This is a genomic window from Vibrio jasicida 090810c, assembly GCF_002887615.1.
GTDB classification, from domain to species: Bacteria; Pseudomonadota; Gammaproteobacteria; order Enterobacterales; family Vibrionaceae; genus Vibrio; species Vibrio jasicida.
In genome coordinates this window covers 1,553,219-1,569,695 of the sequence record NZ_CP025793.1, presented here as the reverse complement: position 1 = coordinate 1,569,695, position 16,477 = coordinate 1,553,219, and the positions used below count along the sequence as shown (strand labels likewise).

The following is a 16,477-nucleotide window of genomic DNA, read 5'->3' as shown; positions in this document are numbered from 1 at the left end:
ATGCGAAACCTTTCTTTGTGTTTCAGGTGCTTCTTCTATTACGCAGTGCTCGTATAAAGAACTATAGTCCAGTTGACGTAAACGTAAACTAAACTAAGCTCAAATGGTAACGTCATAGGGCGTGATAAAGATATATGGTGACAATGTCACAATGTGTTTTTTGTTAGCAAAGTAATGAAAAAACTGAGCTTTAATACAAGTCTTTGTCGCGCATGACCCAATTGCTAGGACGCGTATCGCTTTGCGATCTGCTAGGAGGGAATGTGAAAGTACTGGTTGCGATTAAACGTGTAATTGACCCTTACGTTAAAGTAAGAGTGAAATCGGATGGTTCCGGCGTGGAAACCAACAACGTGAAGATGACGATGAACCCATTCTGTGAAATCGCGGTGGAAGAGGCAGTACGCCTTAAAGAAGCTGGGGTTGCAGAGGAGATGTTAGTGGTGTCGATTGGTGACACCAGTTGTCAGGAACAATTGCGCTCAGCGCTCGCATTAGGTGCGGATCGTGCGATTCATATTGATGTTGAACAGTCACCAGAACCGCTTGCGGTCGCGAAGTTACTCAAAGCTGTGATGGAGCAAGAGCAGGCTCAATTGGTGCTTCTGGGTAAACAGTCAATCGATACGGATAACAACCAAGTCGCGCAAATGTTGGCAGCACTGACGAATCGTCCGCAGGGGACATTTGCATCGGAAGTGAAAGTAGAAGGGGAAACGGTTCTGGTTACGCGAGAAATCGACGGTGGCTTAGAAACGCTCAAACTGGATCTGCCTGCGATCATCAGTACGGATTTACGTTTGAATGAACCGCGTTACGCCTCGCTACCGAATATCATGAAAGCGAAGAAGAAGCCGCTATCGGTGATGACGCCAGACTTCTTTGGTGTGAGTGTTGAGCACTCTCAGCAAGTGCTGGAAGTCATGACGCCGCCTGCTCGTAAAGCTGGTGAGATGGTTGGCAGTGTGAACGAGTTAGTCGACAAGCTCAAAAATGAAGCGAAAGTGATTTAGGAGGCAGAACCATGGCAAACAAACCGTTAGCAACCTTGGTCGTTGTAGAACACGATAACCAATCACTTTCAGTCGATACATTACGTGCGTTGAGCGCGGCTTCTCAGATTCAACAAGACGGAGCCTCATTGCCTGTCACCGCCTTGTTAGTCGGGCACCAATGCAGCTCAGTATTGAACGAGTTGAAGTGTGTGCAAGGTATCTCGCAGATCATTGCGATTGATGCTGCTGAATATCAGCATGCACTGGCAGAAAACCTGTCTATTTTGATTGCCGAAGTTGGTCGGGATTATTCGCATATCCTAGCTCCCGCGAGTACCTTCGGTAAGAACTTGATGCCCCGTGTCGCTGCCTTACTGGATGTTGGGCAGTTGTCAGATGTGATTGCGATTGAATCGCTCGATACGGTTGTTCGCCCCATCTATGCCGGTAATGCGTTAGCCAGAGTTCGTTCGGACGATACAACCAAAGTGATGACGATTCGGAGCTCAGCGTTTGACGCAATTGCGGTGTCTGATTCTGCAGTAGTCGAGAATGTCGTGACGTTAGAAACGGTCATTAAGGCAGAGCACATTGAGTTTGTTTCACAGCAAAAAGCGGAAAGCGAAAGACCAGAACTACCGGCGGCAAACGTTGTGGTCTCGGGTGGTCGAGGGTTAGGCAGCAAAGAGAATTTCGCGCTGGTGGAACAGCTTGCCGACAAGCTTGGTGGCGCAATTGGCGCATCACGCGCTGCGGTAGACGCAGGCTTTGTGTCTAACGATTTGCAAGTTGGGCAAACGGGTAAGATTGTCGCGCCTCAATTGTACATTGCTGTGGGTATTTCCGGAGCCATTCAGCATTTGGCAGGAATGAAGGATTCTAAGGTGATTGTGGCGATCAACAGTGATCCTGAAGCGCCAATCTTCCAAGTCGCAGATTATGGTTTGGTTGGTGATTTGTTTGAGATTATGCCGGAGTTGTTGGAGAAGGTTTAAGTTCGCTATTTTTCGGGCGTCATTCCCTGGAGTGAAGAATGAGCGAGTAGGGAATCTCTCTTTAAATTCATCTTCAAAACAAAAGGGCTTCCAATCGGAAACCCTTTTGTTATTCATGGCAAAAGCTGCTTAAACACTCGGTTTTCTCAAGTGCTCTGCTAGTACTTTTGTGAACCTTGCAGCTTCACCGCCGGTACATGCACGGTGGTCAAACGTAATCGACAGCGGCATGGCTTTCACTGCCACAGCTTGCCCGTCTCGAATTACAACCTTCTCAATGATTCGACCTGCACCGACAATCGAAACTTGTGGCGGCGTGACCACTGGCGTTGCGTAAATGCCTGCAATCGCACCAAAGTTTGAAAGCGTAATTGTGGCGTGCTGTAACTGCTCACGACCAATCTTACGTTCCCGTATGCCTTGCACGGTTTGGTCCAACCAACGGCGCACCTCTTGTGGCTCATACTCATCAGCGTGTCTCAGAACCGGCACGTACAAACCATGTCGACTGTCTACGGCAATACCAATATTCACCGTACTGTGGACACAACGCGTCATGGTTTCTGCATCGAACCATGCATTCATAGCTGGCTCTTCTTGACACGCATGCACAATGGCTTGGACCAGACGAATACTGATATCTTCACCTTGCTCCCAGCCTTCCAACACCGCTTCTTCGGTAATGGTGACCGCTGCGACATTGTGATGGGATTCCGCCATGGCCGACACCATGGTTCGGCGTGCGCCTTTGAGTACTTCTGTACCGGGACGTTGTTTGCCTGCTTCGTCGTAAATGTCGGCATCGACGATCAAACCATCCGGCCCACTACCTTTAACTAACTCCAAGTCCACACCCAGCTTCTTCGCTAATAGTCGAGCAGAAGGAAGCGCAGTAATGAGGTTATCTGGCGATGGACTGTGTTCGCCACCAATCCAGAAGTCGTCCACATTCACGCTGTGCGCATGTTGGGATACATTACCGACCACGGTTGCTGCATCGGCAGTTTGTTTCTGCTCTGAGACGGTTTGTTCTGCGCCCGTTTCATCGATTTCCAGAAGTAGAGCACCGATGTTGATTACGTCGCCTTCTTCACCATGACGGCTCACGATGCGGCCACCATAAGGCGCAGGGACGTCTACGGTCGCTTTTGCAGTTTCGACAGTAAGCACCACTTGATCGAGCTTGACCATATCACCAACACTAATATGCCATTTCACAATTTCTGACTCAGCGAGACCTTCGCCGAGATCGGGCAAGTTAAACGTCTTCATTTCCAATCCTCCACGAGTTCGCGCGCGGCGAGCACAATGTCTTCTTCCTGAATCATGTAATAATCTTCGTTGCGGTAGTACGGCATGATGGTATCCATGCCCGTGACGCGTTTTGGTGGCGCTTTGAGTAGGCACATGGCATGTTCTGCGGTTCTGGCTAGCAGTTCTGAGCCGACACCACAGGTTTTGCTGGCTTCATGGACCACCAAGAGGCGTCCGGTTTTCTCTAGCGAACGGAAGATGGTCGCGGTATCAATGGGTTTGATGCTGGCTAAATCAATCACCTCAACTTCGATACCTTGATTGGACAGCGTTTGAGCCGCTTGCAGTGATTCGACAACACACGCTCCCCAAGTCACTAATGTAATGTCGCGACCTTTGCGAAGGGTAAAACAAGTGTCGAGAGGTAGCGCTTCGCCGTTATCCACCACTTCAGATTTCACAGTGCGATAGATACGTTTCGGCTCGAAGAACATCACCGGATCGTTGCTTCGAATGGCTGCTAGGAGCAAACCATAAGCGCGTTGCGGTGATGAAGGAATCACAACCTTAAAGCCTGCGGTGTGAGCAAATAACGCTTCGACGCTTTCGGAGTGATGCTCTGGTGCGTGAATGCCGCCACCAAAGGGCGCGCGGAATACCGCAGGGCAGGTGAGTCGACCACGGGTTCGGTTACGCATTCGCGCTGCATGACACATCAAATGCTCCAATGCAGGGAAGACAAAGCCTTGGAATTGAAACTCGGCTACAGGTCGTAAACCTTGCGTTGCCATACCGACAGTGACTCCGCCAATAAGTGCTTCAGCTAATGGTGTGTCGATAACGCGCTTAAGACCGTATTTTTGTTTGAGTCCTACAGTGGCGCGGAATACACCGCCGTTATCACCCACATCTTCGCCAAGGACGATGACATTTGGGTCGTGTTCCATTTCATGATGCAGTGCGAGGTTCACTGCTTCAACTAACGTGAGTTCAGTCATGTTTCCCTCCCTGCATTCGCATTGCTTTATTGATTAGCTCATCCCTTTGCGCATGAAGCTCTTGGGGCAGGGATTCATAAAGGAAATCAAAGCCCGTTTCAGGCGCTTGATTTGGCATGTTGAGATAACGCTCAACGCCGAGTTCAACTTGTTCTTTGCAATGTGCTTGCCACTCTTGTTCTTTCTCGTTATTCCAAACGCCTTGATTGCTGAGAAATACTTTAAGTCGACGAACGGGTTCATATTGCCAAGCTGTTTGAACCTCGTCCTCGTTACGATAGCGGGTCGCATCGTCGGCGGTGGTGTGATCGCTCAAGCGGTAACTTACTGCTTCAATTAACGTTGCGCCTTTGCCTTTTCTCGCTCGTTCAAGGGCGTTCAATGTTGCATCAAACACCGCGACGACATCGTTGCCATCCACCGTAATGCCGGGGATACCAGCACCTTTGGCTTTTTCTGAGAGAAATTCCGCGGCACATTGCAAACTGCGTGGTACGGAGATCGCCCATTGGTTATTGTTCACCACAAAGACTAATGGGATGTTCCAAGCGCCTGCACAATTAATGGATTCAAGGAAATCGCCTTTGGAAGTGCCGCCATCGCCGCACATCACCAAAGCGGCATCGTGATTGCCTTGGATTTTCAGTGCCGCCGCAACACCAACGGCATGGGTACACTGAGTTGCGATTGGGACACAGAAGGGGAGATCTTTACTAGGAAAAGGACTGCCTTCAGGCGCGAAGTCGCTGCCGCGTTCATCGCCTCCCCAATATTGCAGGTTCTTTTCCATTCCTATGCCACGGCACCACATGGCGGGCATATCACGATAATAAGGCACGAAAACATCGGTGGTGTTAAGCGCTCTGCCCACAGCAATACCAACAGCTTCCGAGCCAAGGTGTGATGGGTAGGTGCCCAATTTCCCAGTGCGTTGCAGGGCAACGGCTTTGTTATCGTAGGTCCGGGTTAATACCATGTCTTGGTAAAATCCGACCAAAGTTTCAAGATCAGCCCAGTTGGGTAGTTGGCTGACGAGGTTCCCATCATGGTCGATAAACCGATGCATGGGTAATGCCTGAACGTTCATCTCAAGCTCCTTTTGACGCTGCGGGTCTTTTGGACTGCAGCTGCTCATTATTTCGATCTCAGCCTGTATGGGTACTCAGGCTTTGATATCAGCGCAAAAGGTCATACCTAGGATTGCAGTTGTTTTTGATAGTTATTGACGCATCTGTCGTTCGTCTCTCTAACAAAACTGTGTTCTGGAAAAACACAAGGCGTCGCTTGATACTGCTGTTTACACCGCCTAATCCAGTGATGAATCTTGATATAACCAGATACTGTAAGTGTAAACAAAATGTTAAATTGTGCTTTGATTTACGCAATGCTCCACAGTAAAATTTCGCTTACAGTGTATTTTTATAGGATAAAACACTGGTTTTAAGAATTGTACGTTTTCAGAATTGAATGGAATCACTGACTTTGACCAGAAATTTGCGACAAAATTACGCTGTGAAATTTCACAACTTGGATGGTTATTAAGCACTTTGAGGTGGTAATTCAGTAACACGTTATTCTCGTCGTCACGCTTTGACTAGATAGAGTCACTTGTCACTTCCCAAGGTTGGGGAATGCATGTAGTGTGACCCATAATTAAAGTCTGTGATACTCATGGAGAAGTTATGTACCACATTCATGTTTACTTTCCGCTTCAGCAGCAGGAAAAAGCTCAAGCCTTGAATGAAATTATTCGTCAAGAACGCCAAGACGTGCTGCGCGTTTTTCCGTTAGTGTGTAAATTGGTTGGGCCCCATAAGATGCCAATGTTTGAACTGCACGTTGAATCCGTGAGCGAGGAATTTATCGCTTGGTTAGATACCATTCGAGGTGGCTTCTCTGTCTTAATCCATCCAGTCAGCGATAACGAATTACGTGATCACACAGAACATGCGATTTGGCTCGGGCGCGAACTCGGAGTATTTGAGGAAAAGCTCGAAGCGTAAATCGTTGGGGTAGGCGACGTTTCCCCTCCTTGTTCGTCCTACCCAGATTCAGCAATTCCGTCCATCGTGTGCTAAACCTAAATAACGATAGTGATAAAAGAGTCACCATCATATGTTCTTATATTTGATGTTTAGTAACGCATTAAAACAAGATTTAACATATAAATCAGGGAAGTGCAGTATACGACCCCAACGCCATTGGCAGTGGAAAGGACATTTCTAGAGGGGAAAGGGGATGCTAACAATACTCTTGGTGGCACTAGCGCTGTATATCTTTTGGCTGTTGTTTCGTAATGGCCCTGCATTTGCCGAGCGTGTGCCAAGTAAAAAACGCAATTGGGTCGGACCAACCGCTAACCAAGAAGAGTGGCAAGGCTATTGTTCAGAAGTCTTTCAACCATTCAGTTCTCAAACTACCTTTTATGCCATCGCCTATTTTGCCAACTTCGTTGCGGCTGCGAATGCGATTTCGTGGTCGATCATTTATGAAGGTGACTATCCCATCATCATGAGTCGTTTTGGTAGCTATTTCATCGTTAATACTCATGATGCGCTGTTGGTCTCAGGGTTTGTCGCGTTGGCGTGCTTTATTATAAATTGGCAACTTGCTGTCCATTGCGCAGGAATCATGAGCCAATATTTGGTGCGCATACTCATCATTAACCGCACTCGTTTCGTAGCGATTAGCTTAGTGTTTTGTAGCTATTTTGCATACTTACTTACAGTAGGCATTTTTTGGCTCTTCCACGATGGATACTCGATTTGGCATGGGCTTACGCTCACTCCGGTATTTCTGCTTTTGGCGTTGCTTCTTGCGTTTGTACTGCCCTCAATGAAAAAAGAGCCTGTAGAGAAAGACTAAAGCCAGATTCAATTCAAGTTGTTGCGCTAGAATTTCCACGACTGTTGAGGTAGGATTGCCGACCTTTTTTGTCAGTGGGAGGACTTATGTACATCGGCTTTGACTATGGCACCGCAAACTGTTCGGTGGCGAAAATGGAACAAGGTGAGCCTCAGTTGCTTAATCTTGAGGGGAGTAGCCCTTACATTCCTTCCACCCTTGCGTCACCAACGCGTGAATCGGTGTCTGAACACCTATTTCGTCATCGTAATATCAAGCCTTTTGATAAAGTGGGTGAGCAAGTTCTGCGTCGCGCTATAAACTTCAACCGCGAAGAGAGCATTGAACTTGAGCCTGAAGATATGGCGTTTGGACAAGCAGCGCTGAATCGTTACTTAGAAGATCCTCGCGATATTTACTATGTGAAGTCACCGAAGTCTTTCTTAGGTGCATCTGGCCTGCGTGACGTTCAGTTAAGTTTCTTTGAAGATCTAGTGTGCGCCATGATGGACAACATCAAGTCGCAAGCTGAGAACGATGCGCAGCAAATCATTACTGATGCGGTGATTGGTCGTCCTATCAATTTCCACGGACGTGGAGGAGAAACGGCGAACATCCAAGCAGAAGGTATTCTCTTAAGAGCAGCAAAACGTGCTGGCTTCCAAAATGTTGAGTTTCAATTTGAGCCTGTTGCCGCGGGTCTGGAATATGAAGCGACGCTAACGGAAGATAAAACCATTCTGGTGGTCGATATTGGCGGTGGTACGACAGACTGTTCTTTGATTCAAATGGGACCATCTTGGCGTGGTAAAGCGGATCGCACAGCAAGTCTGTTGGCGCACAGCGGCCAGCGTGTCGGTGGTAACGATTTGGATATTGCATTGGCGTTCAAACAACTGATGTTCCCATTTGGTATGGAGAGTAAGATGGAGTCGGGCATCGTTATGCCAACCACACAGTTCTGGAACCCAATTGCGATCAACAACGTAGAAGCGCAGAGTGACTTTTATTCTCGTGAGAACCTTTCGGCGTTGAAACTTCTGCACAAGCAAGCGCAAGAGCCACAAAAGCTTGCTCGCTTGTTAGAGGTTTACCATGAGTCTCTGGGTTATAACATTGTCCGTCGTGCGGAAGAGGCGAAAGTCGCGCTTTCTGAACAAGCGTCCTACCATGCGGGCATTAACTTGTTGTCTGAGTTGATTGAAGTCGATGTTCAACGTGATGAGATGATTGAAGCGATTGAATCACCGAAGAATAAGATGACAGCGTTAGTAACAGAAGCGGTAGAGCAAGCGGGCGTAAAACCGGATGCAATCTTTATGACCGGCGGCTCGGCACGTTCACCTATTTTGCGTGATGCAGTGCAGACAGTATTGCCAAATATTCCGGTGGTGAGTGGTAACTACTTTGGTTCGGTAACCGCAGGTCTAGCGCGCTGGGCAGAGGTTTGCTTTAAGTAAAACTGAGTTAGCTGTTAATAGATTCCTGATCTCGCCTAGGCTCGTCGCAGTGACGAAGGGAGTTTGGCCAATGTGCTGAGCACTAAGCCACTCAAACTTTGATAGAAGACTAAATGGGGTCATTCCCTAGAGCGGGGAACGAGCGAGTAGGGAATCTCTCAAGTACACATAATTAAAGTCTGAGCACCAAAAGCAAAAGAGCCCGCTGAAGTCGCGGGCTCTTTTCGTTTAAGCGATTAATGGTGGTGCGTGTGCTTTTCCATGTGGTCTTTTTTCTCAACCGCCATTTCTACTTCCACTTTACCTGCTTTTTTGAACGTCAAAGTCACAGGGAAACGGTCGCCTTCTTTTAGCGTTTGGGTTGGGTTGAAGATCATGAGATGGAAGCTGCCTGGCTTGAATTCCACTTTCTGCTGAGGCTCTACCACGACTTCATCAATCTTAATCATCTTCATCATGCCGTCTTCTTTGGTGTGAGTATGAATCTCTACACGGTCAGCAATCGGTGTTGAAGCTGCAATCAGCGCGTCATCAGCATCACCTAGGTTACTTAGCTGGAAGAAACCGCCAATTACTGGCGCATTTGGTGGTGCTTCACGACTCCAAGGATGATCGATGTGAATCTTGCCTGCTTCATATTCGTGAGCGAGACTCAGTGGGCTCGCTAATAGAGCAATAAGAGCGAAGGCTGTGGTTTTCATTGTTTTAAGCATTAGTGTTTTCCTTTTGAAATTTTGCTTCTCCGAATCGTTTGTGCGATCGGATTAATTGTTATTGTTGTGCGCCACATGCAGAGCATTAGGCAAGGAAAGCACGAGGTGGTGATTGTTTTGGTGCGACGTGTTTATACACTTGTCGACCACATAGGGCGAAGTCGTAGGATATTAATGTGTGCTTGCGGCGTCGCAGCCAAAAGATGGTGGCAAGAAAGAGTCCTAACGCAACGGAGATAAAGAATTGAGCGGCTTGCAATAACGGACATTCAAATTGGATGCTGTCGTGCAGATTGAGATCTTGAATGAAGTCTGAGTTGGGAAGTGCATTCGCTTGAATTAACTCGTTAACATCGACCCATTTAAAGCCATCTGCAGTACACAGTAGCACCTTCTCATCTTGTACTTGGTTGAGCCAGTTTTCACCGTGAATTTGCGTAGGGTTGAGCGCGACGGTGGATGTCAGGTACAACTGAAACAGCACTGCGATGATTATCGCTACTGCGCTTATAGTTGGTTTTCCTGATTGTATTTTGACTGTTTCCATACGACGCGATACTTCATTGTTTCGGCGCGGGATACTAACAAATGAGCGTTAGATTGTAACTGGTAGTTTATAAAAAGGTGATGTGAGTGTGTTTTATTTGTTTTGTGGATTATTGTTCTAAAGATAAATATCTAAAATTGCGTTGCTCACAGCACAGTTTAACCTGTTGGCTTGCTGAATGGTGCGGATTTGATTGGTGATTTTACGTGCTAGAATCGCGCTTATTCGATTCAAAGTGACTATCTATTCTTCACTTGTTTTCCATTAACGGAATTATGACAGTAATTTAATAAAGGATACGGTATTCTCCGCACCTTTGTAGTTGCCTGAAGCGCCCGTCATATAAGGGGTGCGGAATCTTAAGAAATTTCTCCAATGAAATACGAACAACAGATCGGATATCGATATCCTAAAGGTCGCTTTGCGATGGTGAGCGTGTATGCGTTTACTGGTGCAGCGATTTTAGCATCGACTATTTTCTCTCTTTTACTGTTTTTGTCGATTGATGAAAACCCAATGATGCAGGCGCTATTTGGCGGTTTGGCCATCATATTTGAAGCGGGTAAATTTTACGCTTGGTATGAATACGGTGAGCGTCGTGCCCATCGAAACTACGCAGGTGCCTTAACGGCATTGGTGTTTTATTTGGTTCTCGCTGCCATTTCTATTGGTGGCAGTATCGGTGGTATCAACAGTGCGACCAACAGTGCACAAAGCCATATCTCGGTAAAGCAGGCAAAAGTTGAAGCCTACAACCGTCAGATTGCATCAATCGATAAACAGATTGAACTGAACAACATGGCGGCGCAGAAGTACATCGAAATGGAGCGCATCGCGACAGGTGTCTCTCGTATTCAAGAGCAAAACAAGAAATTGCGTGAAGAACAGCAACGCCTAGCGACGGAACGCGACAGCTTACCTCCAGTAGCGCAAGGTTCGGTGATCGGCTTGATTGACAGCTTGGCGAAAGCATTCGGTACTACATCGTCTCAAGCGCAACTGGGTTTGGTGGTCTTCTTATCAATCTTGTTGGACTTCTTCGCAGCGTTTTTCGTTGGATTGATTGGTGAAGAGAACCGCTTCCGTCATTACTTCCGCAGAAACGATGGTATTACGCTAGCGAACGTTCGTGATATTGAACTCGAGCCGGCGGGTTACTTACCTCATATTAAAGAGGAAGAACAACCTGAAATGTCTGTGCCAATTGAGCCAGAAGAACCAAAGACGTTATTAGAACAAGTGAGTGATGCGCTAAAAGGGCATCAAGTGACATGTACTAAGAAAGCCGTCGCGAAGCAGTTCCGACTTTCAGCAGAAGAAGTTGATAAAGTATTTGAAGAATTGGCTGAGCTTGGTTTAGTCGGTAAGAAAGCGAATCACCATTACCATTGGATTGGTCAAGCTGAAGCGGCTTAAGCATTTCGAGCAAAAAACAAAAGAGCGTCCATCTGGGCGCTCTTTTTGTACGCGGAAACACAGCATTAATCCTTGATGATTTTCTTGGTTGTGTTCTTAAGAGGTTTCTTTTCTTTTTCTGGCATTGCAGCATCAACTGCTTTACCTGCAATCCCCTCATCTGGCAGAGCGTCTTTGCCCGCTTCTACGGTGGTATCTTTCAACGCTTCTTTTGGGGTACAACGACCACCAACACCAACAACCGCTTTGGTTGCCGTTGCTTTCGCGGCTTTTTCAGCATCACAGTCGGGGTCCATTACGCCTGCATAGCTGGCTGTAGAAACAAACAAGAAAAGAAGGAGAGCCAGATTACGTATTTTCATTCCAGTTACCGTATTTATGTAAACATGCATTAAGTGTAACTGAGGGATTCTGATTTGCAGGAAAAGAAAAGTGCCGCCAAAGCGACACTTGTGGGTTTCTGTTGTAATTTCGGAAGTTTAGTCGTTCGCGAGCTCAATTTCTCTTGCGATATTTTGATCACCTACAACCACACCATCAACCTCAATCGTTGCACCATCTAGGTTGGCTTCCTGTACTCCTTCGAGTTGAGTATTGCTATCAATCACGACGGTTTTGGTTTGAAATTCAGGCCCATGCTCGTTTTGGCAAGCAAGAACAAACGTTTGGGAGTCTGCGTTATAGCTGTTTACTAAACCGGTGCACTCAAAAGATTCAACTCGCTCTGGTGTTGCATCAGCCTTTGTTGCAGCAAAACTGCTTGCTGAAGCACAAGCGCTGAAAATCATCATTAGAGGCAGTGTTATTTTACGCATTATTAATCCCTCATTTGGTCATACGTATCTGTTGTAAAGAGGATAGAAGAAAAGTCGATACGGGAGGAAAAGAAGCATCAAATTGTGATGCTTCTTAAATATTTGCGTGTATTTACATTACGTTAGTCGTCGTGACTTTCTGCTTCTACTTCACGTGCTACGTTTTGGTTGTTGATGATCACACCTTCAACTTCGACTTTAGTGCCGTTTAGATTGTGCTTTTCTAAGCCTTCAAAGCGAGTTTGAGCGTCAATCACAACGGTGTTGTTGGACATGACTTGGTCTGCATCATTTTCACAGCGTGAAACTTGGAACGTTTCCGTGTTTACGTTGTAGTTTGTTACCACACCTTCACATTCAAACTCTTTACCTTGCCAGTTACTGTCGTGGTCACCATCAAAATCTGGGCCGTCGATCTCGACTTCGGTCGCCGTGCGAACGCCATTTTTCATTACAGACGTTACTTCAACTTCTTGGCCTTGTTTCAAGTCGGTTTTAGTCCCGTCTTCAAAGCGGGTCGCGTTATCGACAACGAAGTTACCACGGTAGTTTAGTGAGAATTGGCTGTAGTCATTAGCGACCCAAGTAACAATGCCTTCTACGTCGTTATCACCGATCAAGCTGTCGTAGTTTTCGACTTCAACTTCTGTAGCCATGAAAACATCGCCTTGCTTCGTACCTTCGGCTTCTACCCATTCGCCAACGCTCAAACCATCAACTCGGTCATAAGAGACTGTGACGTTCGCACCTAGTTTGAATGTACCGTTATTGGTGTCAATGCTTGAGATACGACCTTCAATTTCATCAGGACCGTTGTAATCGAAATCAAACTTAACGACGGATAGCACTTTGTAGCCCGCATCAGCGGTTGGTAGTGAAGACACCATAACCCAGTCGCCTTGGTCGATTTCATCACTTAAACCTTCAAAATGAAGTTCAACACCGTTTACCGTGAACGTTTTGTTGATGTGGTCAATCGCGGTCACCGTGCCAGTCATGGTCGGTTCTAGCGTAACAACAACCGGTTCCTCTGTTGATTTTTCTGTTCCAGAACCCACTTGAACCATCATGTTTGGCTGAACGGCGCCAAGGTTGGTTTCTTTTGAACCATACATGACTTCAGAAACGCGGTAGGTGTAGCCATTTACTGTAATGGTGCTTTTCGCTTCGTTTACGGACTCAACCGTACCAATCGCTGAGCTTGGTTTTGCTGCCGGTTGAGGTGAAGAGCTGCCACCGTCACCAGAACCACCACAACCCGATAATGCCATGCCCACTGCGGCTACAAGCGCTAATTTTTTCATGATTTATACCTGTTTTTGAAAGCTTATTTATGAATTTGGTTGTATCTTATGATGCGTATCGTGAAGTGTTCGTGAAGAAACGTGAGCCTATGAAAATATTAATTGTCGATGATAATCACAATGTTTCAGAAACTATTGCCGATTATCTGGAATTGGAAGGGATGACGATAGATTGCGCTTATCATGGAGAGGCCGCGCTAAATTTAATTCAAGAAAATCATTATGATGTGATCATTATGGACATCATGATGCCGAAACTTGATGGCATCAGTACCGTCCATAAACTGCGTCAAGAGTATCTATGTGGTACGCCGATATTATTTTTAACCGCCAAAGATACGTTAGACGACAAAGTTGCCGCGTTTCAAGCTGGGGGTGACGACTATTTGATGAAGCCATTTGCAATGCAAGAGTTGAGTTTACGTGTGCATGCACTGGCAAATCGAGGCCCGAGACAAGATGTTGGCACGCTCAAATTTGCCGACATTAGTTTGGATGTGCGTACCGACCAAGTCACAAGAATGGGTAAAGCACTCAAACTGAGTCGTATTCAAACTAAGATCTTAAAACTGTTATTAAAGCGGGCTCCGGCATCGGTATCTCGAACCGAAGTTATTGAGGATGTCTGGGGGGATGAACCTCCGGGCAGTGATGCGTTGCGTAGTCATATTTACGGGCTAAGAACTGCACTCGACAAAGGGTTTGATGATTCTAGATTAGAGACCATTCATGGACAAGGTTACCGACTTAAAGCATAAAGATTACCCAAGTATTTATCGCAAAATTCGTTGGGGTTTTGGCCTTATGACGTTTGCGATGTTTACGTTGTTTTGGTCATTAATTTATGTGGCAGAGAACAAACTGGAAGTGTTGAGCTTGCATCACTGGCTCGATACTGAAGTGGTTCTATACAAAGAGAATTACAAAAAGCAGGGTTGGGATGCCCCTTTGCCAAACGTGATGGAGTTTGATTCCTACTGGAGCAAAGCTCCGACACCTGATTGGCTGCTGTCGTTTAAGTTTCCAGGCTTCTATGAATACCTATTAGGTGAAGAGGATAAGCACTTTGTTGTCTTCGAGCACCCATCTGGTGAAGGATTGATGTACATCGTCTTTCAAGATGATTCCGATGATTACCTGGATGAGTACGAAAGCTCGTTGCATCAGTTTACTTTTTTCTTAGGTGGCTTGTTTTCCATCATCATGGTTGGCTACGGTGTTTACATGGTGCGAATTCTTTCTCGTCCACTGGCTAAAATTGAAGGCAAAATCGGCTGTATGCCGCCAGACCAACCCGCGTTTGAAGTCGATACCAAGTTCAGTGAAACCCGACATATTGAGCAAACTTTGCTGGACAGTAAAAACAACATCGCAGGTTACTTCCGACGAGAGCAAGAGTTTAGCCGATTTGCATCACACGAACTTCGAACGCCCATCATGGTAATAAAAGGCTCCGCAGATATTTTAAGCCGAGTGCCAGATCAACCACGCGTCGCGCAAAAAGCCATTGCGCGTCTTCAACTGGCCAGTGAAGAAATGCGGGTTCTAACGGAAGCTTTCTTACTGTTAGGGAAAGAGAATGTTGAGCCTCAGCACTACGGCGACCATGAATTGATTGTTTGCCTCAATCAACAGCTAGAAGAGCTTGCTCCTCTGTTTGCTAAACAAGGTGCAGAGTACCAGTTAAGGGAAAAAGACAGTGGTGTGGTGCACGCGCCTGAGAGTTTTATCACCATTGTGATCAATAACCTGGTTAAGAATGCATTCAGTTACAGCGTTGGTGACATCGAGATTGAACTGAATAGCACTCAATTGGTGGTTGTGAATCGCCATGATGGTAATGAGACCTACAATGCCGGTTATGGCTGTGGGCTTGTGATTGTGCAACGCATCTGTGAGCGCATGAGTTGGCCGTTTGAATTAGAGGATGATGGCGTAAGGTTTACGGCCAAAATCGACTTTGTTTCCTGATTGAGCACTTCGATTAGGGGAGTGCTTCGAACGGTGTGAATAACGAAAAGCCAGAGATTTCACTCTGGTTTTTTTGTACCTAACTGTCAGTGAAAAAAGAAAAAACACTGATATGAATTAGACTCTAGGGAGTGGAAGGGAAACTCAAGGAGCGACTATGCTTTCGTACCACGTCAGTAAGAGCGTTGAAATCGAAAAGACACAAAACGAGATTATCGATTACCTCAAAGATTTTAAGAATTGGCCGGCATGGTCTCCTTGGCTTATTTTAGAGCCGGATTGCGAGCTGACTTACAGCAATGAGCAGGGGCTGGTCGGTTCCGGCTATCAGTGGAACGGGAAGCGTGTTGGTACTGGGGCAATGGTCTTAGAGAGCGCACAAGAACATCGTTTAGATATGGAATTGCACTTTTTCCGCCCTTTTAAAAGTCATGCGAAAGTGACGTTAATCGTCACGCCATCAGAGAAAGGATCTGTGGTGGAATGGCAGATGCAATCAAGCGTGCCGTGGTTTTTATTCTTCTTGAAAGGCATGTTTAAAAGCATGATTGAGATGGACTATGAACGTGGGCTGCGCATGCTGAAGCGCCAATTAGAGACCGGAACTGTCTTATCTGAATTGGTTGAAGTCGGTAGCCGTCAGCAAAATGAAATTAACTACATTGGCTTAATGGGTTCCGGCATGATGAATGATCTGGGACCAATCATGCAAGATCACATTGAACGATTATTTGACCTCGTAGAAAAAGAGAAGCTACCTGTGACCGGGGAGCTCTTTTGCTATTACTTATCCATGGACATGAAGCGTGGATACTTTGAATTTATTACCTGTTTACCAGTTAAAGCTGGCGTTGCCGCGATGGGGGATTTTGTTGCTGGAACCATTCCTGCCAGTGACACCTTTGTTGTGGAGCATAAAGGTGAATATTGGTTTCTGGGTAATGCATGGTCAATGGCGATGAGTGTGACTCGGCATGATGGTGTTAAAGTGAAAAACAAACCTTTGGGTATTGAACGCTACTTAAACAGTCCGCATGATACTGAGCAGGCTGAGCTGCGCACTGAGGTTATCTTATTTAAGAAATGATGTGCGTTGTAAAACTATGAACTAACGCCATGTTTCATCCTAACTGCATGATAGTATTCGTTAATGCTTTAAAATTAG

General features: G+C 46.3%; 17 protein-coding genes. 9 read left to right on the top strand and 8 right to left on the bottom strand.

Going from position 1 to position 16,477, the window contains the following annotated elements:
* Window positions 1-263 precede the first annotated feature (263 nt).
* Both C1S73_RS24570 and C1S73_RS24565 read left to right on the top strand, forming a co-directional pair.
* Window positions 264-1,013 (top strand): electron transfer flavoprotein subunit beta/FixA family protein, encoded by a 750-nt coding sequence (locus tag C1S73_RS24570; protein ID WP_038873451.1) that lies wholly within the window; start codon window positions 264-266, stop codon window positions 1,011-1,013.
* Window positions 1,014-1,024: 11 nt separating this feature from the next.
* The gene (locus C1S73_RS24565) at window positions 1,025-1,990 is read left to right on the top strand and encodes an electron transfer flavoprotein subunit alpha/FixB family protein (RefSeq protein WP_038873454.1); all 966 of its coding nucleotides are present in this window, start codon (window positions 1,025-1,027) and stop codon (window positions 1,988-1,990) included.
* A gap of 129 nt (window positions 1,991-2,119) precedes the next feature.
* Here C1S73_RS24565 and C1S73_RS24560 read toward each other — a convergent pair whose 3' ends face one another.
* Genes C1S73_RS24560 through pdhA form a run of 3 tightly spaced genes read right to left on the bottom strand, consistent with a single transcriptional unit; the run spans window position 2,120 to window position 5,329 of the window.
* Window positions 2,120-3,262 (bottom strand): dihydrolipoamide acetyltransferase family protein, encoded by a 1,143-nt coding sequence (locus C1S73_RS24560; RefSeq protein WP_038873457.1) that lies wholly within the window; start codon window positions 3,260-3,262, stop codon window positions 2,120-2,122.
* Window positions 3,259-4,242, bottom strand: coding sequence for an alpha-ketoacid dehydrogenase subunit beta (locus C1S73_RS24555; RefSeq protein ID WP_038873460.1), 984 nt, complete (start codon window positions 4,240-4,242; stop codon window positions 3,259-3,261). The genes C1S73_RS24560 and C1S73_RS24555 overlap by 4 nt, the downstream gene beginning before the upstream one ends.
* The gene (gene pdhA / locus C1S73_RS24550; protein ID WP_038873462.1) at window positions 4,235-5,329 is read right to left on the bottom strand and encodes a pyruvate dehydrogenase (acetyl-transferring) E1 component subunit alpha; all 1,095 of its coding nucleotides are present in this window, start codon (window positions 5,327-5,329) and stop codon (window positions 4,235-4,237) included. Before pdhA ends, C1S73_RS24555 begins: the two co-directional genes overlap by 8 nt.
* Window positions 5,330-5,924: 595 nt before the next feature.
* Here pdhA and C1S73_RS24545 point away from each other — a divergent pair.
* From C1S73_RS24545 to yegD, 3 genes are all read left to right on the top strand, one after another.
* Window positions 5,925-6,245, top strand: a complete 321-nt coding sequence (locus C1S73_RS24545; RefSeq protein WP_038873466.1) for a DOPA 4,5-dioxygenase family protein — start codon at window positions 5,925-5,927, stop codon at window positions 6,243-6,245.
* A 235-nt stretch (window positions 6,246-6,480) separates the two neighbouring features.
* Window positions 6,481-7,107, top strand: a complete 627-nt coding sequence (locus tag C1S73_RS24540) for a hypothetical protein (protein WP_038873467.1) — start codon at window positions 6,481-6,483, stop codon at window positions 7,105-7,107.
* 86 nt (window positions 7,108-7,193) lie between these two features.
* Window positions 7,194-8,546, top strand: a complete 1,353-nt coding sequence (gene yegD / locus C1S73_RS24535; RefSeq protein ID WP_038873469.1) for a molecular chaperone — start codon at window positions 7,194-7,196, stop codon at window positions 8,544-8,546.
* Between the two features lie 236 nt (window positions 8,547-8,782).
* Here yegD and C1S73_RS24530 read toward each other — a convergent pair whose 3' ends face one another.
* Window positions 8,783-9,259 carry a copper chaperone PCu(A)C gene (locus C1S73_RS24530; RefSeq protein ID WP_038873472.1) on the bottom strand — a complete coding sequence of 159 codons (477 nt, stop codon included), beginning with the start codon at window positions 9,257-9,259 and terminating at the stop codon, window positions 8,783-8,785.
* An 85-nt stretch (window positions 9,260-9,344) separates the two neighbouring features.
* On the bottom strand, window positions 9,345-9,806 hold the full coding sequence (locus C1S73_RS24525) for a hypothetical protein (protein ID WP_038873475.1): 462 nt from the start codon (window positions 9,804-9,806) through the stop codon (window positions 9,345-9,347).
* Window positions 9,807-10,181: 375 nt separating this feature from the next.
* Here C1S73_RS24525 and C1S73_RS24520 point away from each other — a divergent pair, with 375 nt between their 5' ends.
* Window positions 10,182-11,222: a hypothetical protein gene (locus tag C1S73_RS24520; protein WP_038873477.1), complete on the top strand. Its 1,041-nt coding sequence runs from the start codon at window positions 10,182-10,184 to the stop codon at window positions 11,220-11,222.
* 65 nt (window positions 11,223-11,287) lie between these two features.
* On the opposite strand, the gene C1S73_RS24515 is transcribed toward C1S73_RS24520, so the two are convergent.
* The 3 genes from C1S73_RS24515 to C1S73_RS24505 all read right to left on the bottom strand — a co-directional run bounded on the left by C1S73_RS24515 (window position 11,288) and on the right by C1S73_RS24505 (window position 13,341).
* Window positions 11,288-11,584, bottom strand: a complete 297-nt coding sequence (locus C1S73_RS24515; protein WP_038873481.1) for a hypothetical protein — start codon at window positions 11,582-11,584, stop codon at window positions 11,288-11,290.
* 117 nt (window positions 11,585-11,701) lie between these two features.
* On the bottom strand, window positions 11,702-12,037 hold the full coding sequence (locus tag C1S73_RS24510; protein WP_038873484.1) for a hypothetical protein: 336 nt from the start codon (window positions 12,035-12,037) through the stop codon (window positions 11,702-11,704).
* Between the two features lie 122 nt (window positions 12,038-12,159).
* Entirely contained in the window at window positions 12,160-13,341 is a 1,182-nt protein-coding gene (locus tag C1S73_RS24505) for a DUF5666 domain-containing protein (RefSeq protein WP_038873487.1), read from the bottom strand.
* 89 nt (window positions 13,342-13,430) lie between these two features.
* On the opposite strand from C1S73_RS24505, the gene C1S73_RS24500 reads away from it, so the two are divergent.
* The 3 genes from C1S73_RS24500 (at window position 13,431) to C1S73_RS24490 (ending at window position 16,399) form a co-directional block, all read left to right on the top strand.
* Window positions 13,431-14,099, top strand: coding sequence for a response regulator transcription factor (locus C1S73_RS24500; RefSeq protein ID WP_038873507.1), 669 nt, complete (start codon window positions 13,431-13,433; stop codon window positions 14,097-14,099).
* Window positions 14,071-15,312, top strand: coding sequence for a sensor histidine kinase (locus C1S73_RS24495; RefSeq protein WP_038873489.1), 1,242 nt, complete (start codon window positions 14,071-14,073; stop codon window positions 15,310-15,312). Before C1S73_RS24500 ends, C1S73_RS24495 begins: the two co-directional genes overlap by 29 nt.
* A gap of 157 nt (window positions 15,313-15,469) precedes the next feature.
* Window positions 15,470-16,399: an SRPBCC family protein gene (locus C1S73_RS24490; RefSeq protein WP_038873492.1), complete on the top strand. Its 930-nt coding sequence runs from the start codon at window positions 15,470-15,472 to the stop codon at window positions 16,397-16,399.
* Window positions 16,400-16,477: the final 78 nt, after the last annotated feature.